Source organism: Burkholderia sp. SRS-25, from assembly GCF_004343765.1.
GTDB classification, from domain to species: Bacteria; Pseudomonadota; Gammaproteobacteria; order Burkholderiales; family Burkholderiaceae; genus Burkholderia; species Burkholderia contaminans.
Map to the genome: position 1 here is coordinate 25,785 of NZ_PTXM01000040.1, position 23,803 is coordinate 49,587.

A 23,803-nucleotide genomic window follows, 5' to 3' on the forward strand; every position below is an offset into this window, starting at 1 on the left:
TCGGAAACATGTGAGGAGCACATTGGAGATGACGAAAAAGACCCTTCTGGCGCTCGCGGCATGCGCCATTCCCGCCGCGTCGTTCGCACAGAGCAGCGTGACGATGTTCGGGCTGATGGATGCCGGTATCAGCTATGTCAGCAACCAGGGCGGCCACGGCGCCGCGAAGTTCGACGACAACATCTTCTTCCCGAATCTGCTCGGTTTCGAAGGCAAGGAGGATCTCGGCGCCGGTACGCGCGCGATCTTCCGGCTCGTCAACCAGTATTCGCTCGGCAACGGCTCGATCATCGGCGGCGGCCTGTTCGCGCGCACGGCCTACGCAGGGTTGCAGAACGACCGGTACGGCACGCTGACGCTCGGCAACCAGTACGAGTTCATGGTCGATGCGCTGGCCGCCAGCGGCAACGAGATCGCGCAGGATCTCGTCGGCCTGTACGGCTTTCGCAACGGCCCGTTCGACAAGCTCGCGTTGCCGAACAACCCGACCGGCGCCTTCGACTGGGATCGCGTCGCGGGCAGCAATCGCGTCGCGAATTCGGTCAAGTACACGAGCCCGTCGCTGTCGGGCCTGACTTTCGGCGCGCTGTACGGCTTCGGGAACGTCGCCGGGTCGGTGGGCGCGAACAACACGGTCAGCGTCGGCGCGAGCTACGACAACGGCCCGTTCGGCGCGGGCGCGGCCTATACGAACCAGAAGTACGGCGCGACGGACGGGCTGCCGCCGACCAGCGTGCGCAACTGGGGCGCGGGCGTGCACTACACGCTCGGCACGGTCACCGGGAAAGCGCTCTTCACGACCGTACGCAACGCACGGAACGGCGCGGGCGCATGGTCGGCGGAAGCCGGCGCCGCATGGCGGCCGTCGCCGGCATGGGTGATCGGCGCGAGCTACACGTACATGAAGGGCAACGACACGCTCGACAACGCGCACGCGCACCAGTTCCTGGCCGCCGTCCAGTACTGGCTGTCGAAACGCACGATGGTGTACGTGGCGGGCGTGCATCAGCGCGCGAGCCACGGCAGCAATGCGCAGATCAACGGCGTGATGGATGCGAACGGCGCAGCGAGCGGCGCACTGCAGTCGATCGCGCGGATCGGGTTCAGCACGCGGTTCTAGGCCGCTGCGTCGACGGATTCCGGCGGCGATCCTGTGTCCGGATCGCCTGACGACACGGGTTTCAGCGACGCCGGTACAGCCGCGTAATGAATGCAGGAATCCATAGGATTCACATGCACGCGCGCGCGAGGTGTCCGTCGACGCCGTTGGCTTGCGCGCCAGCGCCGCGATCGGCTTGCACGGCCTGCGCGCGGCTGACGCGCGCATGATTGGCGCATCGCACGTCCGGCGGCATCGACGCGTACGCCGCGTCGCGTATCAACGCGTGCCGGAACGAATAGAACACGCGATCGCGCCGATGTTGCGCGTACATGATCCGCTCTTCCAGCAGCAGCTGCAGGTGCGCGTCGAGCGTGACGCGATCATGCGGCGACGCCGCGGCCAGCAGTTGCGCATCCACCTCGAGCCCGATCGTCGCGGCGAGCTGCGCGGTGCCGCGCGCGTCGTCGATCCGGTCGAACGCGCGACCGAGCATCCCGCCGAGACTGAGCGGAAGCGGGCACGGATCCGTCGTCCGCAGCCCTGCGAGCGAGCCGTCCGCCCCGCTCATCGTCAGTTCGCGTGCAACGGCCTCGATGAACAGTGGAATACCCGCCGTACGATGGACGAGCGGGTCGAGCCAGGCAGGATCGAGCGTGCCCTGGCCCAGGTGCGCCGACATCAGGCGCCGCGCGTCGTCGCGCGGCAGGCGGCGCAATACCACGCGTTCGGTCGCGCCACGCCAGCGCGCAAGCCTGGCGGGTCGCGACGTGAGCACGATGCAGAGCTCCGCCGCGCGCGGCGAGCGCTGCAGGTATGCCAGAAAATCCTCGGTCGAGCGGTCGATCCACTGGACATCCTCGACGACGAGCAACACCGGTGCGCCGTTCCCGAGCGACACGATCAATTGCTCGAGCACGTCGAACAGTGCGTGCGGTTCGCGCGCGCTCGGCCACCTCGCCGCCTTCGCATCGCAGGGCAGCCCCAGCCAGGTCGCGAGCGCGACACGGGCCGCCGCACGATCGCATTCGAGCGCCGCGAGCATCGCGTCGATCGCCGCGTGCGTGATGTCGGCCGGACTGTCGGCGTCGAGTTGCCAATGCGCGCCGATGAACCGCAGGATCGGAAACAGCGCATGATTCTCCCGCTCCGGCAGACAGCCGCAATACACGAACGCGTGGCCCTGTGTGCGCACGGTCTCGCACAGCGCGTACACGAGGCGCGACTTGCCGATTCCTGCATCGCCGACGACGAGCCGCGGCACGCCGCGTATCGCGCGACGATGGCGTGCGCGCGTCGCCTGCCACGCGCGCAGCAGCGCATCGAGTTCGCGCGCGCGGCCGATCATCGGCGCCCGCATGCCGCCGTCGAGCGAATCGAACGGCGTATCGGCCCGACGCTCGCCGAGCAGTTCATGTACCGGCTGCGGCGCGAGGCCCGCCCGCGCCAGCCGCAACCCGGTCGGCCGGAAGTCGGCATGCCGTTCGAGCGCGAGCCGCGCGTCGTCGCTGATCAGGATCTGCCCGGGCCCGGCCAGCCGCAACAGCCGTGATGCGGCGGCCGGCGTCGATCCGCCTGCCCTCTGCGCCGTATGCGCGAGAACCTGCCCGACGTGAATCGCAGCGGCCACTTCGACGTGCCAGCCTTCGCCGCCGACGGCATCGCGGGCGTCGGCCGGTACCGGCAACCGCGCGCGCCCGGCCACCCGTACCATGTCGAGGGCCGCACGCGCCGCGCGCCGCGCGGGACGGTCGATATCGCCTTGCAGGCCGAAATGGAACAGCAGCGTGTCGCCGAGCCGCTCGTCGACCTGCGCGCCATAGCCGACGGCGATATCCGCGCACTTCGTCAGCCATTGCGCCTCGTAGCGGTCGAGCAGGGCGCCGTGATCGGTTCCCGCATGGCGTTGCCGGCCGTCTCCGGCGATCGTCACGCAACAGCACAGCGTGGTGACCTGCCGGTATTCGCCTGCCGTTGCGACCGCGTCGCTGCGCGGCGCGAACGGGTGCGGCCGCGGGCGCCGGCTTGCACGGCCGGCATCGAACGGGCCGACGAGCGCGGCGAAATTGAGCGCGCGAAACTGCGCCACGAGTTCGTCGGCCGAGGCGGCACGCTGCGCCGGATGCTTGCCCAACGCGTGCCGCAACACCGAGCCGAGCGGATGCGACGCGATCGCCGGTGGAAGCGCGACATCCACCGGGCTGAGCTGCCGATAGAGAATGTCGGCCACGCTTGTGCCCTGCATCACCACTTCGCCCGTCAGGCATTCGATCACGACCAGGCCCCACGCATACAGGTCGCTTCCCGGCGTCGGCGGTTCGTGGCGCAATTGCTCGGGCGCGCAGTATGACGGCGAGCCGAGCACCTCGACCGCGAGCGTCGCGGCCTGCGGCGCGATATCGGTTGCGCCCGGCAACAGTGCGCCGATCCCGAAATCGAGGAGCTTCGCGTGCGGCCCGTCTTCGGCCATCGTGAGCACGATGTTTTGCGGCTTCAGATCCCGGTGCACGATGCCGCGGCGATGCGCCGCCGCGAGCGCATCGAGCACCTCCGTCATCAGCCGTCCCGTATCGATGGCCGACAGCGGCCCCTCCATCGCGAGCCGGTCGCGCAGGGTCCGGCCCTGCACGCGTTCGAACACGGCAAACAGCCGCCCGTCGGGCGCTTCCCCCTCGTCCAGCAGCGCCACGATGTTCGGGTGCCGCAGTGCCTCGCACAGGCTCGTCTCGCGCCGGAAGCGCATGCGCTGGCGCGCGCGCTCGGCTTCGGTCCGCGCGACATCGTCCCGCATCAGCTTGATCGCGACGTCTTGCCCCGTCTCGTCGCAGGTTGCGCGAAACACCACGCCGCTGCCGCCTTCGCCGAGCAACGCACCGAGCCGGTAATGCCGCTTGCCTGCCAACGTCGCGAACGGCGCGGCGGGTTGCTGCGATTCTCGCGCGTGACGCACGGCGCGTGCGCGTGTCGCGGTCGGCCACCCGGGCTGTCGTTCCGCGTTCACGAGCAATGGACGACCGGATCCGGCGCCGGACGATGCATGCCGATGCGCGGCTCGACACTCTGCACCGATTCGCATTCCAGGCGCTCGCCGCGCATGACCCGGAACGGGAAATCGCCGAAGCGGACGCTGCCGCGCCGCCGCTCGACCAGCTGACTCGCGTCCAGCCCCGGCAGCGCCGCGAACTGGCTCCGGGCGCGATGAATCTGCACGTTGAGATGGGACGTATCGATACCGAGCATGCGCGCCAGCCGGTCGAGTTCGATCCAGCCTTGCGTGGCCGCGTCATAACCGGCCTGCATGTCGGCCGAACGTGCGCGGGCGAGCGTGACGAGGCTGTAGTGATGCGCGCGCTCGCCGAGATCGACCACGCCGCCGCGAACATGCAGCAGCGCCCGCGCGTGCTCTTCGTCCCGGCTGACGAAGAATTCGAGCAATCGGGCCGGCGTGGCCGGCTCGGCAGGCGCGCGCAGCGTCATCGTCGAGCCGTGGCGCACGAGCGCCACGCGCCACGTGAAGTCGCCCGTCGATACTTCATCGCCGTCATGAAGCGCACGCGGCGGCAACGTGTCGTCGCACAGCCAATCGCCGGCCGGCGACCTGACGATCGTGACCGGCTGCGCGGCGTGGGCAGCCAGGATCTGGCGCGGCGTGAGCACGATCGGATGCACGGCGCCCCGTACCGGCCACAGCGTATCGGCCGGATCGTCGAGCGCATCGACGCGCCACGGCGCGACACCCGCCCTGCCGAACCGGATCACGTCGCCTCGTCGCAGCACCGCGTGCTCGCCGTCGCGCAACGGCGCGCCCGATACCGACGTGCCGTTGCTGCTGTGATCGTGGAGCTCCCATAACCCGCCGACCCAGCGGATATGGGCATGGACCCGGGACACCGACGCGTCGCGGATGACCGTATCGCAGCGTGCGGCATCGCGGCCGAACACGTGATATGCGCGGAGCAGGCACGCTTCCCCGGAAGAATCGTTCTTGAGTATCGCCATGGCTGCCCCGTATCGGATTCGCCCGGATCGCTGGAGTGACGCGTCGACGCCCGGGAAAGCGATTGATTCAGTGATCGCGAACGGTGTGGACCGTTCGCCGCCTCGTAACCAGTTTCTTCGTCAGCTTCCTTTCGAATCGTTGCTCATCCGGCGCGTGTTATTTCGACTGTTTGAATGTCCGGTTGTTTTGTTGTTTTGAAGCCGAGCAACTTGATGAAAATCCTGCCAAACAAAATCATGCGTCGCAATCGAAATACTCAAATCGAGATTTGATATTGCAATGCTTTACATTTTCAACGAGTTTCAATTCAAATATAGAGGGTCGGAAATATTCACTTCATTGCGACCCAGAACAGGCTTGCATTGCGCAGGAACACCACATTGGATGATGGAGCCGATTCAAATACCTTTGCCGGCACGGAAAATTTGTTTGATAGAAAGAAAATAAATTAAACAGTTCAAGCGATTTAAATAATGACCGCCGGCATTTTAGTAGATTGCACGACATCAACTACTGCGAAAATCGGGTCCATCACGGCCAATGCCTCGCGGGGCCATCGGCGCGCGGATATGTGCCGGCCCGCCGGTGCGTCACGCTCAATTGCCGGCGAATGTGCTAAAAATGTGCAAATTGTGTGCGTACACTAATTCGCATGACTTCTACCCCAACAAGCGCGCCGCCCCCACCCAGCAGCTTTGACCAATTCATGCTCGCTGTGAGAGATCCCGATAGCGATGCTCCGGTCATTTCCGCGCGCCGCTTTGCGCAGGTGCTCCACATTGATCTGCAGACACTAGCGCAGCAGGCACACGTGCATCGCAACACAGTCAGTCGGCTGCCTGAGTCGGAAAGTGTGCAAGCGTTTCTCCGGCAGGCACTTCGAGTTATTTGCGCAGCTACCGATGTTTCGGGCGACGTGCGCAACGCGCTCTTCTGGTACCGCAACGAACCGTTGGCGATCTTCGACTACAAAACCGCAGAACAGCTAGTATCGGAGCAGCGTACGGACGATTTGCTCCGATACATAACGTCACTCGGAGGAGGCTCGACGGCGTGACAACGGTCGCGGCACAAAGCAAGATTGACATTCGACTCGCTTGCAACACAGCCCGGTTACCGTTACGTATTGAGTGCTGCATTCGATCGATTACGTACGGACCGGCATCAACCGCACCGCACTAGCGCACGACCTTGGTGTTTCAAGAGACGACATAGGTAAGTTGACCCTCGGCCTCCCTCCGTCCAGCGTGTTTTCTGTAGAAGTGCAAACCGAGACGCCCCCAGAAAACGCCGGCCCGCGTCAGGCCAACACCGGCAACGTGACACGAACGCCGAATCCGCCGCCGTTCAACCCGCCGGTATACCTCAGGCTCCCGCCCAGTTTTGCCACGATGCGCGCGACGATGGACAAGCCAAGGCCGCTGCCGCTTTCATCGTGATCCGCGCCGCGAAAGAAGCGATCCTGTAGCCGAGACAGATCTTCGTCCGGGACGCCGGGGCCGTCGTCGCAGACCTGGAGGCTGACCGAGCCGGTACCCTGCCACGTCGCGATTTCGATGTTGCCCTGTTCGTGACCGTACTTGATCGCATTGTCGACGAGATTATCGAGCAAGACGCGGACCAGCGTCGACGGTGCATGCGCGACGACCGGACCGTCGACGCGCGATATCAGCGACATCTGCTTGCGGTCCGCCCGCGCCTGATAGTCGTTGATACAAGTCTGCACCACGCGCGCGAGATCGACGTCTTCGCCGGGCAACTGCACGGTCTCGTCGAGCCGCGCCAGGGCGAGCAACTGGTCCGCCAGATGCGTGCTGCGGTCGACGCCCTCGACGACCCGTTGCATCGCGCGCCGCTGACGGTCCGGATCGCGTGCCGTGAGCGCGACCTGCGCCTGGACCTTGAGCGCGGCGAGCGGCGTCTTGAGCTCGTGTGCCGCGTCGCTGGTGAACGCACGCTCGCGATCGAGCGAATCGCGCAAGCGCTGCAGCAACGTGTTGAGCGCGGCGACCAGTGGCCGCACCTCGTCGGGAATGCCCGTCGTGCCGATGGCGTCGAGGCTGTCCGGCGAACGTGCGTCAATCGCCTCCGACACCGTGCGCAGCGGCGTCAGGCTGCGGCCGATGGCCAGCCAGATCAATACGGCCAGCACGGGCAACGCGAATGCGAGCGGCCTAGCGACACGGCGCGCGACCTCCTCGGACAGATCCGAACGATGCGTGCGTTGTTCGAAGATACGCACCGTCCGGCCGCGCGCGGCATCGGTCAGCACGTAGGCGTGCCATTTCGGATTGCCGAACCGGATCGGGCTCGATGTCGCAGCGGGAAACACCGGCAGATCGAGCGAGGCAAGCCCGGGACTCGCGGCCAGGATTCTTCCGCCGGCGTCGCTGACCTGATACAGCATCCGCGGCGACGCATCGTTGTCGCCGTCGTCGTCTTCGGACGAACCGAGCGCGATGTCCGCAAAAACCGGGAGATCGGACGCATTGAGCACGGCGAATGCCTTGGCGATCTGTTCGATGCGGGCGTCGTCCCATTCCTCAGCTTCGTGAATCGCCTGGCGATAGCTCGACATCAGCGAATACGCCCAGACGACCACGACACCCGACAGCACGAGCAAGGTGAGCCGTTGGCGGATCGAGCGCATCACGACACCTTCTCCACCACGTATCCGACACCGCGGATCGTCCGGATCAGGTCGGCCCCCAGTTTCTTGCGCAGATTCGACACATGCACTTCGATCGCGTTGCTTTCGATTTCCTCGTTCCAGCCGTAGAGGCTGTCCTGAAGTCGCGCGCGAGAGAGCGGGCGCCCCTGGTTCGCCAGCAGTTCGACGAGCAATGCGCATTCGCGCGCGGTCAGCGCGATCCGCTCGGTGCCGCGCGTCACCGTCATCAGCGCAGGATCGACCGACAGGTCGCCGTATTCGATCGTGTCGGTACTGCGGCCCTGCGAACGACGCACGAGCGCGCGGCAGCGGGCGATCAGTTCGGCCAGGTCGAACGGCTTGCCGAGATAGTCGTCGGCGCCCGCGCTCAGGCCGCTCACGCGGTCGGCCACCGTGTCGCGCGCGGTCATCACCAGCACCGGCGTATGGTCGCGACGCTTGCGAAGCCAATCCAGCAATTCGACCCCCGGCATGCGGGGCAGGCCGAGATCGAGTACGACGAGGTCGTATGGCGTGGTTTCGAGCGCGAGTTGCGCATGCCTGCCGTCGTGCGCCCAGTCGACCGTCATGCCAGCGTCGATCAGGCCGTCTTCCACTCCGCTGCCGATCAGCTTGTCGTCTTCGACGAGTAACACCCGCATGGCTTCGCGTTCCTGTTGGTTCCGGACATGGCGTCCATTGCCGCACGATAACCGCTGACGCAGGCGGTCATCAAGACGGTCGCAGATAAATCCGGTCCTTAAGAATTCGTTAACGTCCGCACCATAAGGTCGCGTCACCGATATTCGCAACCGAATCGACGATCATGAACAGCCCGACGTTCCGACTCCGTTTCTGTGCAGCGCTGGCCGTGCTGCTTTCCGTGGCCGCCGCGCCGGCCTGCGCCGGCGAGATCAAGACGCTGATGCGTGACATGAAGCACGCGATGCAGGGGGCCATGAACAGCCGGACGATCCCGGAAATGAAAGGCTACGTGATCCGGCTCGAAAACGATGCGCAACAGGCCGGCCGGCAACGCTATCGCAACGACCAACCGACCTACGACGAAGGCATGCGTACGTTACAGGGCGAACTGGCTGACGTCGATCGCGCGATTCAGGCGAACGATCTCTCGGCTGCCAAGCAGGCGTTGCGACGCATCAACGGCACGAAGAAGCACTATCACGACCTGCTCGGATAACGTCGACCGGACACGCTTTCGCCACGGAACAGGTATTCCCGCCATGAAAACAGCCACCCGCTACCCGCTGTCGATCAGCCTGCTGCACTGGCTGCTCGCTGTCGCGCTGATCGGCAATTTGATCGTCGGTCTGCTGCTGGACGACAATGAAGATCTCGTCAGCCTGCACAAGTCGATCGGCGTCGCCATTCTCGTACTCGCGGCGGTTCGCATCGTGAATCGGCTGCGCACGCGACGCCGGCTGCCGCCGTCGATCAATCCGGCCGGGTCGCTGAATCATTTCGTCGAACGCAGCGTTCACGGGTTGCTGTATGCGCTGATGCTGGCCATTCCCGTGCTCGGGTGGATGAAGACGAACGCGGCCGGCCACACCGCCAACTGCTTCGGGCTCTTCTCGCTGCCTGACCTCGTGCCACGGAATCGAGAACTGTCGCACTGGCTGGGAGAACTGCATGCGCTGACGGCATACGGGCTCGCCGCGCTGGTCGGCTTGCACGTCCTCGGCGCGCTCGCACACAAGCTGTTCAAGTCCGAGAATGTGTTTCCGCGGATTCTGCCTTTGCCAGGACGCACCGCCCGGCACCGGGTTACGTCCGGCGACGGTAACTGAGCGCGAGCACGGCGTTACGCAGCGCTTTGCCGGGCAATGCCATCAAGCCGGTCAAATCGAACCTGTATTGACAGAAGGCCCTGCGGACGGAAAGCGCTACACGGCTCCTGCAATGCCGCACCTCCCATGCGCGGCTTCAGAAACTGTGCTCGTAATTCAGTCGAACGTGAACCGTGTCAGCACTGTCGCGGCGTCTCACCGAAAGATCGATGCGATACCGGCCGGCCCACGGCATGTCGAAGTAGTTGCCGTACGTCACCATGCCGTTGACCGTCAGCACTGGCAAACGCTTGATCTGAACCCTCGGCCGGGCCTTCGGTGCCGGTGCGGTCATCCTGGCAATGACCATCGCATCGTCGATACGCGCGCCGGTCCTGGCATCAAACAGTGCAACCACGACGTGATAGCTGGCCAGACCCTGTCCGGCCGTCGTACCGCCTGAAGCACTTCCCACTTCCGGCGCGCGGGTCGCCTTGTCAGCCGGTACGACACCGAAATGGACAGTCAAGCCGTGTGCCGTCACGCTCCGGCTGGACGAGTCGGCGGCCGCCACACCCGTCGTTGCGGCGAACAGCATCTGCGCAAGCACGATCAACATTGCCAGCTTTCGCATGATCATTTCTCCAGTCAGGTAGCGGCACGCATTGCGGTTGTGTAGGCGCCAAGCCTTTCCCGAACGTCGCAGCCTCGTTTCAATGCTGCTGCCGTCCGGCCGTCTCCCGTTTGACTCATGTCAACACGGCGCGGCCATGCGCTCGAGCGGCCTGCGAGCGAACGTCTCCGGTTGGTCGACGAACTGGAACTGGCATATCGCGAACGAGCCGCCCTCTCGCCCGGCATCGAGAAGGCGAACGTACTTGACGAAGGTCAACCCGGCAGAAGCCGCCCGTGCGAAAAATTGCCGTGTACGAGAACGTCAGTCGCCATGGGGAGACATTCATGAACGCCAGCACTTCACCCGTCCAGGCAGTCCCCGCTCCGCGGCGAGTGCTGATCGCCGTCGACGGTTCGACCGCATCCGCTCATGCACTCGCGTATGCCAGAGCGCTCCTCCCATCGAATGCAGCGGTGCATATCGTCAGCGTTGCGGAAAATCCTCGAACGCTTGTCCCGCTCGGATCAAAAACCATGGCGTTCCTCGAATCCGCGCGCGTCGAGTTGCTCAGGGATGCATCTGATGCGCTGTCGCGCGCAAAAGCCGCAATGGATCGCGACGACCTCGTCGTCGACACGGAAGTCATCGACCTGGCCACCCACGGCGGGGATGTCGCGAATGCACTGGCCGACAGCGTGCAAACCTGGCAGGCCGAACTCATGATCGTCGGTGCACGTCAGCATCATGGCTTGCTCGGATGGGTCGAAGGGACGGTTTCCGGCCCGCTCGGCAAACTCGTCGGGTGCCCGCTGCTCATCGTTCCGGAAGGTTTCGCGTCGGTTGCCGAGCACCTGCCACGGCGAATGCTGTTCGCCGTCGACGGAAGCGCGATTGCACTGGACGCATTGCGCACTGCGTTGACATTCTCGCGGCCCGGCACCGAATTCCGTGCGATATACGTGGTTGACCGCCCCCCAATGTTGGGGGACTTCGTCCTTGTCGGGGCACTGGAAGAAGCATTGATCGACGAAGGAAACCATGTACTGCAGGGTGCCACTGCAATTCTCGAAGGCACAGCCAGGCATGCGCAGTCGCAACTCATTCACGCGGATCGAACCGGTGCGGACGTTTCCCATCTGATCGTACGCGACGCGATCGAATGGAATGCGGACATGATCGTCATGGGCACTCACGGGCGGCGAGGCGTCACGGGATGGCTCGTCGGCAGCGTGGCCGGACGCGTCGCGCGCATCACCAGAACGCCGGTCCTGCTCGTGAGCCCGTCGCGTGCGTGATGCGTTTCGTCGTCACGTATCCGCGCCCACGGCGTGGAATGGTTCCTCCTCCTGGGCGGACACGGCGAAGCCACAACGAGCACGGCAAGCGCACGTGCGACGTCGCCGGTCCACAGCCATGCGATGCTCGCGACGAACAGCGATGCGAGCACGAAGAACGCGGCGTAGCGATCCGCGAGACGCTCGGACGGACTGCGCTCGCTTTGCGCACGCTCGACCATGCGGACGATCCCGGCAAACGTGCTGTCGCCTGCCGTCGCGCGGGCAACCATTTCGAACGGTGCGCCGGCGTTGACAACGCCGCTGCATGCGTTTTCCCCAGAACGGCGCCGCTGGGTGGACGATTCGCCCGTCAGCATGGATTCGTCCAGTTCCGCGTCATCGGTCAATGTGCCGTCGACGGAATCGCAACTGGAAGGCACGTATCTCGACGGATACTTCGTCGTCACGCAACTGGCTCTGCTCGGCCTCGTCTTCGCGCTGAAGAAGCTCGATTGGCGTGCGCTCGTCAATGAACGCCGCCTGACGTTCGGACGCGGCCATCATCCGCGCGGTTCCGAGTGACACGCCGCACACGCGATCTTTCGATCGGGTGCATAGGCCAATCGCTCCAAGCTACCGGACGCGCATCCCGGATGCGACCTCCGGGAGGTTCTCGCGCTTCCTCGGATCGACGTGCGTCATGACATTCAGGACACGGTGATGCTTCATCACGCGCGCACGCGCGTCCACCGCAATGTCGTGCCCCTGCGCGACGGTGAGATCGGCGTCGATGTCGAGATGCACGTCGACGAGGATCAAATCGCCGGTCTTGCGCGTGCGCAGGTCGTGCACGTCAAGCACGCCCCGTGTCGCAACCAGCGTTGCGCGGATCGCCTGCACATCTTCAGCATCGGCCGCCCGGTCCATCAGGTCATGCAGGGCATCCCAACCGAACGTGGCGCCCATTTTCACGATCATCCCGCCGACAATCAGCGCTGCTACGGGGTCGAGCAGCGGAAAGCCGAGCAGGTTACCGACGATGCCGCACGCTACCACCAGCGAAGATGCGGCATCCGAACGCGCATGCCATGCGTTGGCGACCAGCATGCTCGACTTCACCCGTGTTGCGATCGCGAGCATGTAACGGAACAGGCTTTCCTTCGCAGCGAGCGCGACGAGCGCCACCCAGAGCGCCGTGACGTGGACGCGCGCGATCGCTTCCGGATGCTCGAGCTTCTGGATGGCGGACCACAGCATCCCGCCCCCGACCAGCAGCAGGATCGCCGCGAGTGCGAGCGACGCGCCGGTTTCGAAGCGCTGATGGCCGTAAGGATGTTTTTCGTCGAAGGGCTTGCGGCTATGGTGACCGGCCAGCAGCACGACAAAATCCGCGACGAGATCGGACAATGAGTGAATCCCGTCCGCCACCAGGCCCTGGGATCGTGACAGGATGCCGACCGTCACTTGTCCGATGCTCAGCACAAGGTTGACCGCAACGCTCACCCAGGTACTTCGCGTGGCCGCGGCAGCCATCGCGGGCGTCACTTCAGCGACGGCTTCCGAAACAACGTCGGGATTTTTTGACATCACGATTCAGGTCACGTTCCAAGGTTGAGCAAAGCCGGATAGTTGCAAGCGGACACGAAGGCTCATGCACGCGTCTCCGGCAGCCAGGATCGCCTGTATTCAGATCGAAAGCTCGTCGAACGCCATCAACGCATGTGCCGCATACATCATCGACGGGCCGCCCCCCATGTAGACCGCGACACCAGCAACCTCCTCGACCTCCTCACGCGTCGCCTTCAGCTTGATCAGCGATTGCATATGGAAGCCGATGCAGTCGTCGCAGCGGCACGAGATCGCGATGCCCAGCGCGACGAGCTCGCGTGTCTTTTTCGTCAGTGCGCCCTCTTTGGTACCGGCCGCGCCCAACGCGCCGAAGGCGGACAGAAGTTCTGGCTGTGACTGCCGAAGCTTGCGCATCTGCTCGGCGACCTCGGCGGTTCTTTCACGATAACGCAACGAGTTCGACATGGCTGGGCCACTCCGAAACGAGAGAATCTGGACGGCTCACGACGCTTCACTTCTGCTGCGAGCAATGATGCACCGCGCGTCTGACAGCGGCGTGATCTCTGGCATGTATTCGATGGTATTGACGGACGCTCAGCAAGACTTGATCTGCGACAAAGGACCGCCCGCCCGTTCTGCGTACCGTTGGACTTATGCAAACGACCTGGAGACCATCATGGCCAGAGCAAACAGGTTCACCGTTTCGCTCCTGATCGGCGTCGCGATTGCCGTGACGGCCGGCCTTGCGCATGCCCAGCCTCGCCAGCCTGCTCCAGGCCCCGCCGTCGAGTCGGGAGGCATGATTTATGGCAGTCAGCTGATGACGCCGGCCGAGCGGACCGAATACCGTACGCGGATGCTCGCGGCAGCATCGGATGCCGAGCGCGAGAAAATCCGCACGGAACATCATGCCGAGATGCAGAAGCGAGCGAAGGCGCGCGGAATCAAGCTCCCTGACGCCCCGCCCATGCGCGGCATGCATCGCGGGCAAGGAATGGGGATGGGCATGGGGCCCGGCTACATGCACGGCTGGCCCGGCGGTCCCGCGAGCGGCGCTGTCGGGCAGTGATCGCCCGGTTCGGCGCATCTGGCAACGGGCGCGCCGAACCTATTTGCCTACAGCCATTCTCGTGTACACCGCGCCATGTGGTGCCATTGGCCCGTCGTCTCAATCATGCGTATGACGGGTCGAGCGCGTAGCCGCACCGGGTTCGCCAGGCTCAGGCCACGACACGGTCACGCGTAGTCCGCCAAGTCCGGGCGATCGGTCAACCTGAACATCGGCGTCATGCGCAGCCGCGATTCTCCGCACGATCGACCATCCAAGGCCGCTGCCACTTGGCCCGGTTCCGGCGGGCCGAAAGAATCGTTCACCCAGCCTGCCCAGATCGTCGTCGCGCATGCCAGGGCCACTGTCCTCGACCCGAAGCGTGGTTCGACGGTCTTCTTTGCACACCGAAACGGCAATGTGCGCCTGCAGTGCGCTGTAGCGAATCGCATTGTCGACCAAATTACGCACCATCGATGCAAGCAATGCCTCGTTGCCGCCGACGATGCATGGCAAAGACGCGTCGAGTTCCAGTTTCTGCTGTTTCCCGATCGACTGTGGCGCCGCCTCCGCGACCACCCGTTTCGCCAGGGCCGATACATCGACCGGTGCGCGGTCCGTCAGTGCGCCCGCATCGAGACGCGAAAGCAGTAAGAGCTGATCGACCAGACGTGCTGCGCGATCGCACCCTTCGAGCACGCCCCGCAGCGCATGCCGGCGTCGTTCGTCGTTCCGCTCCGCCATCGCGACCTGAGCCTGTGCCTTCACGGCCGCAATCGGCGTGCGCAGCTCGTGGGCCGCATCAGCGGTAAATCGGCGCTCGGCGTCCATAACGGCACGAATTCGTTCAAACAGGCGGTTCAGTGCATCGAGCATCGATCGCATCTCGAGCAGTGTCCGATCCGGCCGAATTGGATCAAGCGCCTGCGGATTCCGATTGACTAGCACCCGGCCGAAATCGCGCAGTGGTGCCGTGCCGCGGCGAACCGCCCAACCGATGGCAAGCACCAGCAACGGCAAGGCAGCCGCCATCGGCCAGAACGCGCTGCGCATGACGGCGCCCAGGATCGATTTGCGTGAGTCGATTCGTTCGCCGACGAACACCTGAACGTCGCTTCGGACGCCGTTCACGACGAATACCCGCCACGCATCGCCGTCGATCGCGACGGTCCAGAAGCCTGAAGCCCGATCGCGTCCGGTCAACTCGGGCGCCACCATCGGCTTTGATGGGGCGTTCTCGGAATGCAGGCCGAGCCGCCCATCATGAAACACCTGAAAAGCGACGCGCGGTCCGTACGGATGAAGGATCGGCGCATCGATTGCATTGTCGTCGTCATCGGGCCCACGTGCCTGTTGCGCGACGAGCAGTGCCGCCGCCTGCGCGAGGTGACCGTCGAGCAGCCGGTCAATTTCGCGCCGAGCATCGAGCCACGTGAGCATCAGCGTCGATAGCCACACACCGAGAACCACGGCCAGCACGAGCGTGAGCAGCCGACCATGCAGCGAGCGCGCAGGCAGCACAGCTTTCATGCAGCGTCCCGCATCAGCACGTAACCCACGCCGCGCACCGTCCGGATCAGCTCGCTTCCGAGCTTGGCACGCAGGCGATGTATGTGAACCTCGACGGCATTGCTCTCCACCTCCTGCCCCCAGCTGTACAGGTATTGCTCGATCTGCTCGCGCGACAGAACCCGGCCGGCATTCAGCATCAGGATGTGCAACAGGTCGAACTCGCGCGTGGATAGCGCAACGGCTGCGCCGGCGCGCCGCGCGGTTCGCGACGCAGGCTCGAGCTCGACGTCCTGCGCGTGGAGCCGCTCCGTCGGCCGGCCGTGGGATCGCCGCACCAGCGCTCTCAGGCGCGCACCGAGCTCGTACAGGTCCACGGGCTTGATGACGTAGTCGTCGGCTCCTACGTCAAGGGCCTTGATGCGGTCGGGTACGGCATCGCGTGCGGTCAGGATCAGGATCGGCAACGCAATACCGCCGCGACGAATGCGTTGCAGGACATCCATACCATCCAAAAGCGGCAGCCCGAGATCGAGTACTGCCGCGGCATGGACATGTGCGCGCAGTTCGCGCTGGGCCGCATCGCCGTCGCGCACCCAGTCGACCTGGAACCCTTGCTGGCGTAATCCGGCGCGAATCCCATCGCCGAGCAGGACGTCGTCTTCCACGAGCAGGATACGCACGATCAGGCACTCCGCCGGTGGCCGTCAGTCGTCATCCCGGCCCACCGCATTCGCAGGGCGGCCGGCGTCCGTCACGACGGGCCGGTCCGCCGGTACGGGCTGCGGCGCCGCATGCCATTGTGTCCACCACCAGCCGATCACCGCTGCCGCCATGATGACGGCAATCCCCGACCAGGCACGCCGGATGCCGTCGACCGGCGCACCGCGCTTGTAGCCGGTCACCATCGCCCCGGCCAGATTCTCCCGATGCACGAGGCTGCTGACGAGAACGGCGGCGACATGCACGACAACGAGCGCGAGCATCACGTTCGCCGCGCCCTCATGAAAATCACCGACCGACTCGCCATTTCCGGTGTAGGCCATCCAGCCGGTCAAACCGGTGACGACCGTCATCGCCAGCATGGCGACAATCGCGACCGCGCCGGCCGGATTGTGGCCGACATGATGTTCCGGCCGGCCTTTCGCAAGGCTCAGAACGTAGCGGAACACAGCCGCCGGCGAACGCACGAACGACGAGAACCGCGCATGGCGCGTGCCGGCCACGCCCCATACGACGCGAAACGCGACGAGCCCCAGCATCGTGTACCCGAACGCGACGTGCATCAGCCGCCACCGCTCGCTCTCGGCGGTCAGCCACGCGCCGGCAAAGGCAATGACCGTCAGCCAGTGGAAGACGCGCACCGGAGCGTCCCAGACGAGGATCCGTGCGGGACGTGAGCGCTCCGGTTCACCGTGTGCCCGGGATGCGGACGAATCGTTCATCGAAATTTCCTTTGTCTGCCTGCGTATGACATGCGGCGCAATTCGACGGCCGCTTGACCGCGGGGTTGCGCCACACGGACGCGGGAACCTCGTCGTGCGTGGCGATGAACCACGCCGACCGGGTGATCCTGTCTTCCGGCGGGCGGCGAGCCGCGGCGCCCGTCGCTGCGTTTGCCGTCAGCCAGGTTTCCAGTTGTCCGATGCTTGTCGGGTCCAGCGTCGCATCGGTGCCGAAGTGGCGATCGAGACCGTTCAGGATGCGGCGCCACGACTCGGCTGGCAGCGCCCCGGGCGGATAGGCGACGTGGCAGGTCGCGCACTCCTGCCGGTACTTGGGCAGCAACGGAATCGCGACGCTTCGCGTTTCGTCTTCCGCCAGTGCCGCGGGAGGCAGCAGCGAAATCAGAAGCATCGTAAGCAGGCTTGCGCGCACATATCGCGCGGGAACAATTCTGCGCAGGTTGGTTGTCGTGTCACCGTCGTTCATGATCGTTCGCCGTCAGGGCTTCAGGCTCATGAGCCAGCTCAGGACGTCAGCCTTTTCGATTGCCGAGCATTCACGCCCGACGACGTCCTTGCAGTTTCTGCGGAACCATTTTTCGGTCCTCGCCTCGTCTGTGAACCGTGCCGGATTGAACGCGGGAGCAAGCGGCTCGATGGTCTTGCTGGTGACGACGTGCCGGCCCGGGCCGGTCGGCGTACTTCCATGACAGGTCGCGCAACTCCAGTCGCGCCCGTGTCGGGACGTGAAGAACTGCTGCCCCCGCGACGGCACAGCACTCGAGCCTGCCTGCGCCATATAGCCGTCCAGCAGTTGCGCAGGCGTTGCGGCATGGGCACACGCAACGGCGGCGAACAGCATCGATACCGAAAGGCATGAGTAACAAAGCGTGCGCACGGAACGGGATATCCGCATCGTGATTCTCCTGGTCGATGCGTTCATGTTCTGACGGATTCCTTACCGCATTCTTAACGTCCTGATGTTGGTTAGTCGGCACAATGCCGCACGGCACGCGCGGTCCCATTGAACGCCCGGAGCAGCCGGAGCGAGTCTGCGACGGTGATATGTCAGCCAAAGCCATCTCCTGTTCTCCGAAGATCCACGGAGAACGGATTCGTCACACGGATCGTCAGCGCTATCGCACCCTATGCCGCCCCGTCCCTGCGCAGCCCGAGCACAGGCGCATGACATCGTGCTGGTCGGGATCTTCCCAGTAAAACCGGATATCGGCGCCACGGTGAGCATCGACCGCGACGCGTTTCGTCTCGTGTATATGACGATCGCGCGCGGATACCGTATAGCGCCCCTTTGGCAAGCGCACATACAGCAGCGGGCCGGTCGTTCGTACGGTCAGAACATGCCGCATGCCGTCCTGGATCGTGACATCCACGTCAGACAAGTACTCACCCGTTTTCGATGCAAAGGTCATCCGAAGGTTATAGCGGGAGGCAACGTCGCGAAACGCAGCGACTTCGTCCGAACCGATGCCGCCCGTCACGTATGTCACGCCGCCAAGCTCGACGGGTGTCAAAGCAGTGTCGGCACAAGTACCTGTAGCCGCCGTAAGAAGACATATTGACGCGCACAGAGCGCAGACGATTCTCGTCGACATGACTCTCTCCGCCCGCGCGTGACGTCTTTCAGATCGGTTCCCGACCGGATATGGGGCGAATAACGCGACCATCGAGGTGTCGTGCACGAATCTCGTCGAACTCGTGGTCAGGATCCCGCTGTCCGGCAATTCGATCTTGACTCAAATCAATCGATCATTCGGCACAGAATCTAGTCTGGTCATCAATCAACTTCGAATCACGATGCCAACAAAGTGATACGGATTCCCATGATGATTCACTCTCGATCAAGACGGCATATTGCCTCCGTTCTCGTGACGCTCCTTACCGCCACTAGTTCGCATGCCGAAGAGTTGGCACGCATACCTGCGCATTCGCAGCGTTACGGCACTCATACCCGCATTTCTGCGTATGACGACCCGTTACTCAAGGGCGTGACGTGTTTCATTTCCGGACCGGTCTCGGGTAGTGATGGACGCAATCTCCATGACCGAAATTCTGGAGGCGCGGCAACTTCGGTGTCTTGCCACCAAGTCGGACCGCTCCCGATCACGGTACGTGTACCGCAACAGGCACAGGTGTTTGACGAATCAACCGATCCGGCTTTCAGATCAATACACATTATTCGAATTCTGGATATGCGGCGTCTCGTTGTGTTGTATTTTTCGTTCACCAAGAGTGATCTGGCGGGCGATCTGCCTGGACACGTGGACGTCGTCCGGTTACCCGCAATTTCCAGCAAGCAGGATACGGCAGGTAAGTGAATCGAGCGTCGGTCCGTGAGTCGCCCGACGGCTCGCCCAATCGTCGTAAGCTGCCCATTCACACTGACGGTGGTGACATTAGACTGCCGCAGAAGTGGCGCGTGCGACATCGTTACCGCGCACAAGCAGGACGGGACAAGTCGATCCGCGCAGAAGCGTTCCGCGACGCTGCCGAGAACGAGTCGCCGTACACCGCGTCGTCCGTGCGTCCCGATCACGACGAGATCAATTGAGTTGTCGACGACATAGCGCTGAAGGCGCTCCGGGACATCCTGACCGACCTCCGTCTCGATGATTTCCTTCTCGCCGTGAACCGCTTCGTTCGAGATCTCCTGAATGGCATCTCCCAACACCGATGCGCGGCGACTGCATCGCGTGCGGCGTCGCGCAAACACAGCAGCGGCCTTCGCACCTGCCAACAATGGAGACATCCAACCCCAATAAATCTCCTTGACGATATATCTTTCGATATATATCTTTAGATATGTTTTACGACATATAGGACTCGATCATGCGACACAACCCATTCCGCGGCCATGCCCGATGCGACGGTCATGGTGCGCATGGCCGCCCTGAGTGGTTCACCGGTCTCTGGTACGCGATCGGCCGCCACCGTCGCGGCCACGATCCGTTCGGTGGCGGCCCGTTCGGCGGCCGTGGCGGGCGCGGCGGCTTCGGCGATTTCGGCGACGACGGCATGCCGCGCGGCCGCCAGTTCAGCTCCGACGATCTCCAGCTGCTGTTGCTCGCGCTGGTCGCCGAGCAACCGAGCCACGGCTACGAGCTGATCAAGGCGCTCGACACGCGTTCCAACGGCTTCTACAGCCCGAGCCCCGGCATGGTGTATCCGGCGCTCACGTATCTCGAAGAAGTCGGCTTCGTCGCGTCGCAGGCGGAAGGCAACCGCAAGCGCTATGCGCTGACCGACGCCGGCCGCGCGCATCTCGACGCGCAGCGCGAACGCGTCGACACGCTGTTCGCGCGCCTCACGCACCTCGCGCGCAAGATGGAGTTCATGCGCCGCGCGTTCGCCGGGGAATCGGCAGGCAACGAAACGCCGGACGAAGCGCAAGCAGGCTGGCTGCCGGAGTTCGTCGAGGCGCGTCTCGCACTCAAGCGGGCGCTGCTGCACAAGAGCGCCGCCGACGCCGACGAACAGCGTCGCATCGCGGCCATCATGCGCCGCGCGACGGCTGAAATCGAAGGCGGCACCGGCGCGTAATCCGCGCCGCCCCTCCAAACCATAAGGAGAACCGATTGATGCAGAACACATCCGAGCGCACCGTGACCCGCGTGCGCCACACCCTCAAGTTCCGCTTGCTGCAAGTCCTGCGCGTACACGCCGTGACGCCGCACCTGCTGCGCGTCACGCTCGGCGGCCCCGATCTCGCGGATTTCGAATCCGCGTCGTTCGACGATCACGTGAAAGTATTTTTCCCGCCGCCCGGCGCTGAACGGCCCGTGTTGCCGACGCTCGGCGCGAAGGGCCCCGAGTTTCCGGAAGGCGAACCGAAGCCGGTCGCGCGCGACTTCACGCCGCGCCGTTTCGACCGCGCCGCCGGCGAACTCGATCTGGAATTCGTGCTGAACCACCCGGGCCCCGCGTCGCAGTGGGCCGCCCAGGCACGTGTCGGCCAATGGCTCGGCATCGGCGGCCCGCGCGGTTCGTTCGTCGTCCCGACCGGTTTCGACTGGCACCTGCTGATCGGCGACGATACGGCGCTGCCGGCGGTCGCGCGGCGTCTCGAGGAATTGCCGGCCGGCGCGCGCGTAGCCGTCGTGATGGAAGTCGCGGATCGTACCGCGCAGGTCGCGTTCGACACGCGCGCCGACGTGCATGAAATCTGGCGCTTCCGCGCCGAAGCCGACGCGGCGGACGGCGACGTGCTGCTGAACGCCGTGCGCGACCTGCCGCTGCCGCCGTCCGGCGACGGCTACGTGTGGGCGGCGGGCGAAGCGCTGTCGATGCGCGCGGTACGCCAGCACCTGACCGGCGAGCGCGGCGTCGACAAGTCGCGCATCCGCGCGGCGGCCTACTGGAAGCGCGGCGCGGCGGCCGTGCACGAAACGCTGGAAGACTGATGGATGCGGGTGCCCGGCAAACGGGTACCCGATCGAGGTTGAGCGCCACGACGACACAATCGTGGCGTCGGCGCACCAGCGGGCTTGGCACCGCTATCGCGACTGGTATATATCTGTGGATGCGACGCCGCTGTCGGGCGACAGCCGCCGCAGCCCGCCCAGGAGCGCCCGGTCATGACAAAAGAAAGCCACGCTTCGCCGTTCCTTCGCAACCTGAAGATCGTCGGCTATTGCGGCCTTGCCGCGGTGGTACTCGCGCTGTTCGTCGCGATGTGCGCGATCCTGAAAGAAAGCGCACTCGAGCGCGACGCCGCGCAACACCCGGCCGATACCCCTGAACTGCACGATGCGGGAGGTGGCCCGTCCGCATCGGCCGAATCGGCCAAGACACCCGGCTGACGGCGTCCTGCCCGACCTCCTGCCGCTTACGGCGCGTGCCGGTGGCCCATCACTGCGGCATGCACCGAATCGCCGAGCCGTTCGAGCAGCGCGGTCACGCGTTGCCCGTACAGGTGCGCGGCCAGCGCGCCGGCCGTGCCGACCAGCACGCCGCCCGCCATGTCGAACGGCCAGTGCACGCCCGCATAGATCCGCCCCCATGCAATCACCGCGGCCATTGCGGCCATCACGAACCCGGTGAACCGGGTCGTGCCGCCGAGCATCAACCCGACCGCCATGCTCCACGCGAACGTCATGTGATCGCTCGGAAACGAGCTGTCCGGCGCGTGCGGAATCAGCTGCGTGCCGACGCCCGCCATGAACGGGCGCGGCGAGAACCAGAAATGTCCGATGACCTGCGCGAGCGCGAGCGCCACGCACACGCCGAGGCCGGCTTCGATCGCCTGGCGCCGCGTCGGGCGCGCGCCGAAGATCCACGTCAGCAGCAGCATCGCGGGCAACGCATAGACGAGCCAGTCGGCGGCGAAGATGGCGAGGCGGGCAACGCCCGGCTGCGGCGCAACCCCGGCGTTGATGGCGGAAAAGAGGATGAGATTGAGGGTCTGCATGAATTCGGTTGCGTGGGGCGTAAAAATCGGCCGGTTGCCCGGCCTGATACGAACGATGCTAAGGCGCACCCGCTTAAGTGATGCTTAATAGGACGATCGCGCGGCAAAGCCCGCAGCGACGAACGCACTTAGAGCCTGCACTGCAACATAAGTTCACACAATTGTCATATTCCCGCTCGACCGTCTCCCGTAAAGGCTCACCCGACCTCCCGTAAAGACTCACCTTTTTCACATCGTGGCTTCATCGACACGTGCAAACATCGGGACGCCGGGTGCCATCCAGGCCGTTTGTGTCATTCATCTCAATATTTATGCTGCGACTGCTTCGAAATCGGCAACAATTAATTCCATATGCGGCATCGCACAACGGTAACGCACAGGCATAGGATTACGAGCTTACGAGCACTCATCCACGAAGCGATCAACAACAAGGAGTCCGCATGAAACCCAGCGATGTCCGATCGAAAGCGTTTGCGATGCCGTTGACCAGCCCCGCCTTCCCGATGGGCCCTTACCGTTTCGTCGATCGTGAGTTCCTGATCATCACGTATCGCACCGATCCGGACCGTCTCCGCGAAATCGTCCCCGAGCCGCTGCAGATCACCGAGCCGCTCGTGCATTACGAATTCATCCGCATGGCCGATTCGACCGGCTTCGGCGACTACACCGAAAGCGGCCAGGTGATTCCCGTCGAATACAACGGCCAGCCGGGCGGCTATACGCTCGCGATGTATCTCGACGATCACCCGCCGATCGCCGGCGGCCGCGAGCTGTGGGGCTTCCCGAAGAAGCTCGCGTCGCCCACGCTGCACGTGAACACCGACCACCTCCTAGGCACGCTCGACTACGGCAAGGTGCGCGTCGCCACCGGCACGATGGGCTACAAGCACAAGGAACTCGACATCGACGAGCAGACCAGGCGTCTCGCCGGCCCCAATTTCCTGCTGAAGATCATCCCGCACGTCGACGGCACCGCGCGCGTCTGCGAACTGGTGCGCTACTACATGCAGGACATCAAGATGAAGGGCGCATGGACGGGCCCCGCATCGCTCGAGCTGGCGCCGCATGCGCTCGCGCCCGTGGCCGACCTGCCCGTGCTCGAAATCGTCGAAGCCCGCCACCTGGTCGCAGATTTGACACTGGGCCTCGGCGAAGTCGTCTACGATTACCTGGCCCAGTAACACGTCCGCAGTCCTTTCTCCCTGTCAATCCTTTCACCACGGGAATTCGAACATGAGCAACCTGAATGGCAAGACCGCAGTCGTCACGGGCGCCGCGAGCGGCATCGGCAAGGAAATCGCACTCGAGCTCGCGAAAGCGGGCGCGGCCGTCGCGATTGCCGACCTGAACCAGGACGGCGCGAACGCGGTCGCCG

At 64.4% G+C, this 23,803-nt stretch carries 25 protein-coding genes and 3 pseudogenes; 12 read left to right on the forward strand and 16 right to left on the reverse strand.

Annotated elements, in window-relative coordinates; translation table 11 throughout:
- Nucleotides 1-28 precede the first annotated feature (28 nt).
- Entirely contained in the window at nt 29-1,120 is a 1,092-nt protein-coding gene (locus C5O79_RS36515; RefSeq protein WP_131932261.1) for a porin, read from the forward strand.
- Between the two features lie 118 nt (nt 1,121-1,238).
- Here C5O79_RS36515 and C5O79_RS36520 read toward each other — a convergent pair.
- Together C5O79_RS36520 and C5O79_RS36525 are read right to left on the reverse strand one after the other, a co-directional pair.
- A pseudogene (locus tag C5O79_RS36520) lies at nt 1,239-4,049 on the reverse strand (TOMM system kinase/cyclase fusion protein); the annotation flags it as partial.
- Nucleotides 4,050-4,096: 47 nt separating this feature from the next.
- Nucleotides 4,097-5,098 carry an FHA domain-containing protein gene (locus tag C5O79_RS36525; RefSeq protein ID WP_124473225.1) on the reverse strand — a complete coding sequence of 334 codons (1,002 nt, stop codon included), beginning with the start codon at nt 5,096-5,098 and terminating at the stop codon, nt 4,097-4,099.
- 653 nt (nt 5,099-5,751) lie between these two features.
- Between C5O79_RS36525 and C5O79_RS38760 the strand changes: the two genes are divergently transcribed.
- A complete protein-coding gene (locus C5O79_RS38760) occupies nt 5,752-6,156 on the forward strand; it encodes a DUF2384 domain-containing protein (protein WP_122474609.1) in 405 nt (134 codons plus the stop codon).
- Nucleotides 6,157-6,399: 243 nt separating this feature from the next.
- On the opposite strand, the gene C5O79_RS36535 is transcribed toward C5O79_RS38760, so the two are convergent.
- Both C5O79_RS36535 and C5O79_RS36540 read right to left on the reverse strand, forming a co-directional pair.
- Nucleotides 6,400-7,749 (reverse strand): ATP-binding protein, encoded by a 1,350-nt coding sequence (locus C5O79_RS36535; RefSeq protein ID WP_046548841.1) that lies wholly within the window; start codon nt 7,747-7,749, stop codon nt 6,400-6,402.
- On the reverse strand, nt 7,749-8,411 hold the full coding sequence (locus tag C5O79_RS36540) for a response regulator transcription factor (RefSeq protein WP_046548840.1): 663 nt from the start codon (nt 8,409-8,411) through the stop codon (nt 7,749-7,751). The genes C5O79_RS36535 and C5O79_RS36540 overlap by 1 nt, the downstream gene beginning before the upstream one ends.
- A 164-nt stretch (nt 8,412-8,575) precedes the next feature.
- On the opposite strand from C5O79_RS36540, the gene C5O79_RS36545 reads away from it, so the two are divergent.
- Together C5O79_RS36545 and C5O79_RS36550 are read left to right on the forward strand one after the other, a co-directional pair.
- Nucleotides 8,576-8,950, forward strand: coding sequence for a cytochrome b562 (locus C5O79_RS36545; protein WP_046548839.1), 375 nt, complete (start codon nt 8,576-8,578; stop codon nt 8,948-8,950).
- 43 nt (nt 8,951-8,993) lie between these two features.
- The gene (locus C5O79_RS36550) at nt 8,994-9,560 is read left to right on the forward strand and encodes a cytochrome b/b6 domain-containing protein (RefSeq protein ID WP_081421213.1); all 567 of its coding nucleotides are present in this window, start codon (nt 8,994-8,996) and stop codon (nt 9,558-9,560) included.
- 136 nt (nt 9,561-9,696) lie between these two features.
- On the opposite strand, the gene C5O79_RS36555 is transcribed toward C5O79_RS36550, so the two are convergent.
- Nucleotides 9,697-10,173 carry a hypothetical protein gene (locus C5O79_RS36555; RefSeq protein WP_047852669.1) on the reverse strand — a complete coding sequence of 159 codons (477 nt, stop codon included), beginning with the start codon at nt 10,171-10,173 and terminating at the stop codon, nt 9,697-9,699.
- Between the two features lie 326 nt (nt 10,174-10,499).
- Between C5O79_RS36555 and C5O79_RS36560 the strand changes: the two genes are divergently transcribed.
- Nucleotides 10,500-11,450, forward strand: coding sequence for a universal stress protein (locus C5O79_RS36560; RefSeq protein ID WP_046548838.1), 951 nt, complete (start codon nt 10,500-10,502; stop codon nt 11,448-11,450).
- A 56-nt stretch (nt 11,451-11,506) separates the two neighbouring features.
- On the opposite strand, the pseudogene C5O79_RS36565 reads toward C5O79_RS36560, so the two are convergent.
- The 3 genes and pseudogenes from C5O79_RS36565 to C5O79_RS36575 form a co-directional block, all read right to left on the reverse strand.
- Nucleotides 11,507-11,851, reverse strand: a pseudogene (locus tag C5O79_RS36565) (heavy metal translocating P-type ATPase); the annotation flags it as partial.
- Between the two features lie 214 nt (nt 11,852-12,065).
- Entirely contained in the window at nt 12,066-13,019 is a 954-nt protein-coding gene (locus C5O79_RS36570) for a cation diffusion facilitator family transporter (RefSeq protein WP_122474608.1), read from the reverse strand.
- A gap of 99 nt (nt 13,020-13,118) precedes the next feature.
- A complete protein-coding gene (locus tag C5O79_RS36575) occupies nt 13,119-13,466 on the reverse strand; it encodes a carboxymuconolactone decarboxylase family protein (RefSeq protein ID WP_047852083.1) in 348 nt (115 codons plus the stop codon).
- 211 nt (nt 13,467-13,677) lie between these two features.
- Between C5O79_RS36575 and C5O79_RS36580 the strand changes: the two genes are divergently transcribed.
- Entirely contained in the window at nt 13,678-14,070 is a 393-nt protein-coding gene (locus tag C5O79_RS36580) for a hypothetical protein (protein WP_046549482.1), read from the forward strand.
- 99 nt (nt 14,071-14,169) lie between these two features.
- Here C5O79_RS36580 and C5O79_RS36585 read toward each other — a convergent pair whose 3' ends face one another.
- The 6 genes from C5O79_RS36585 to C5O79_RS36610 all read right to left on the reverse strand — a co-directional run bounded on the left by C5O79_RS36585 (nt 14,170) and on the right by C5O79_RS36610 (nt 18,616).
- Nucleotides 14,170-15,579 (reverse strand): ATP-binding protein, encoded by a 1,410-nt coding sequence (locus C5O79_RS36585; protein ID WP_046548835.1) that lies wholly within the window; start codon nt 15,577-15,579, stop codon nt 14,170-14,172.
- Nucleotides 15,576-16,241, reverse strand: a complete 666-nt coding sequence (locus tag C5O79_RS36590) for a winged helix-turn-helix domain-containing protein (RefSeq protein WP_046548834.1) — start codon at nt 16,239-16,241, stop codon at nt 15,576-15,578. Before C5O79_RS36590 ends, C5O79_RS36585 begins: the two co-directional genes overlap by 4 nt.
- 24 nt (nt 16,242-16,265) lie before the next feature.
- The gene (locus C5O79_RS36595) at nt 16,266-17,003 is read right to left on the reverse strand and encodes a cytochrome b/b6 domain-containing protein (protein WP_122474607.1); all 738 of its coding nucleotides are present in this window, start codon (nt 17,001-17,003) and stop codon (nt 16,266-16,268) included.
- The gene (locus C5O79_RS36600; protein ID WP_122474606.1) at nt 16,969-17,490 is read right to left on the reverse strand and encodes a diheme cytochrome c; all 522 of its coding nucleotides are present in this window, start codon (nt 17,488-17,490) and stop codon (nt 16,969-16,971) included. The genes C5O79_RS36595 and C5O79_RS36600 overlap by 35 nt, the downstream gene beginning before the upstream one ends.
- A 12-nt stretch (nt 17,491-17,502) precedes the next feature.
- Nucleotides 17,503-17,865 (reverse strand): DUF1924 domain-containing protein, encoded by a 363-nt coding sequence (locus tag C5O79_RS36605; protein ID WP_226235389.1) that lies wholly within the window; start codon nt 17,863-17,865, stop codon nt 17,503-17,505.
- Nucleotides 17,866-18,139: 274 nt separating this feature from the next.
- Nucleotides 18,140-18,616 (reverse strand): carboxypeptidase regulatory-like domain-containing protein, encoded by a 477-nt coding sequence (locus tag C5O79_RS36610; protein ID WP_122477241.1) that lies wholly within the window; start codon nt 18,614-18,616, stop codon nt 18,140-18,142.
- A gap of 231 nt (nt 18,617-18,847) precedes the next feature.
- On the opposite strand from C5O79_RS36610, the gene C5O79_RS36615 reads away from it, so the two are divergent.
- The gene (locus C5O79_RS36615; RefSeq protein WP_081421280.1) at nt 18,848-19,339 is read left to right on the forward strand and encodes a CreA family protein; all 492 of its coding nucleotides are present in this window, start codon (nt 18,848-18,850) and stop codon (nt 19,337-19,339) included.
- Between the two features lie 78 nt (nt 19,340-19,417).
- Here the strand turns inward: C5O79_RS36615 and C5O79_RS36620 are convergent.
- Nucleotides 19,418-19,695 (reverse strand): annotated as a pseudogene (locus C5O79_RS36620) (universal stress protein); the annotation flags it as partial.
- Nucleotides 19,696-19,850: 155 nt separating this feature from the next.
- Here C5O79_RS36620 and C5O79_RS36625 point away from each other — a divergent pair.
- The 3 genes from C5O79_RS36625 to C5O79_RS36635 all read left to right on the forward strand — a co-directional run bounded on the left by C5O79_RS36625 (nt 19,851) and on the right by C5O79_RS36635 (nt 21,820).
- A complete protein-coding gene (locus tag C5O79_RS36625; RefSeq protein ID WP_046548830.1) occupies nt 19,851-20,561 on the forward strand; it encodes a PadR family transcriptional regulator in 711 nt (236 codons plus the stop codon).
- Nucleotides 20,562-20,599: 38 nt separating this feature from the next.
- A complete protein-coding gene (locus C5O79_RS36630) occupies nt 20,600-21,421 on the forward strand; it encodes a siderophore-interacting protein (protein ID WP_122474605.1) in 822 nt (273 codons plus the stop codon).
- A 174-nt stretch (nt 21,422-21,595) separates the two neighbouring features.
- Complete coding sequence (locus C5O79_RS36635; RefSeq protein WP_039344569.1) at nt 21,596-21,820, forward strand: hypothetical protein; 225 nt, start codon at nt 21,596-21,598, stop codon at nt 21,818-21,820.
- A 26-nt stretch (nt 21,821-21,846) separates the two neighbouring features.
- Here C5O79_RS36635 and C5O79_RS36640 read toward each other — a convergent pair whose 3' ends face one another.
- Nucleotides 21,847-22,428, reverse strand: a complete 582-nt coding sequence (locus C5O79_RS36640; RefSeq protein WP_122474604.1) for an undecaprenyl-diphosphatase — start codon at nt 22,426-22,428, stop codon at nt 21,847-21,849.
- A 440-nt stretch (nt 22,429-22,868) separates the two neighbouring features.
- On the opposite strand from C5O79_RS36640, the gene C5O79_RS36645 reads away from it, so the two are divergent.
- Nucleotides 22,869-23,609, forward strand: coding sequence for an acetoacetate decarboxylase (locus tag C5O79_RS36645; RefSeq protein ID WP_046548827.1), 741 nt, complete (start codon nt 22,869-22,871; stop codon nt 23,607-23,609).
- Between the two features lie 52 nt (nt 23,610-23,661).
- Nucleotides 23,662-23,803: SDR family NAD(P)-dependent oxidoreductase (locus C5O79_RS36650; protein WP_131932263.1), on the forward strand; the 142-nt coding region annotated here is incomplete at its 3' end.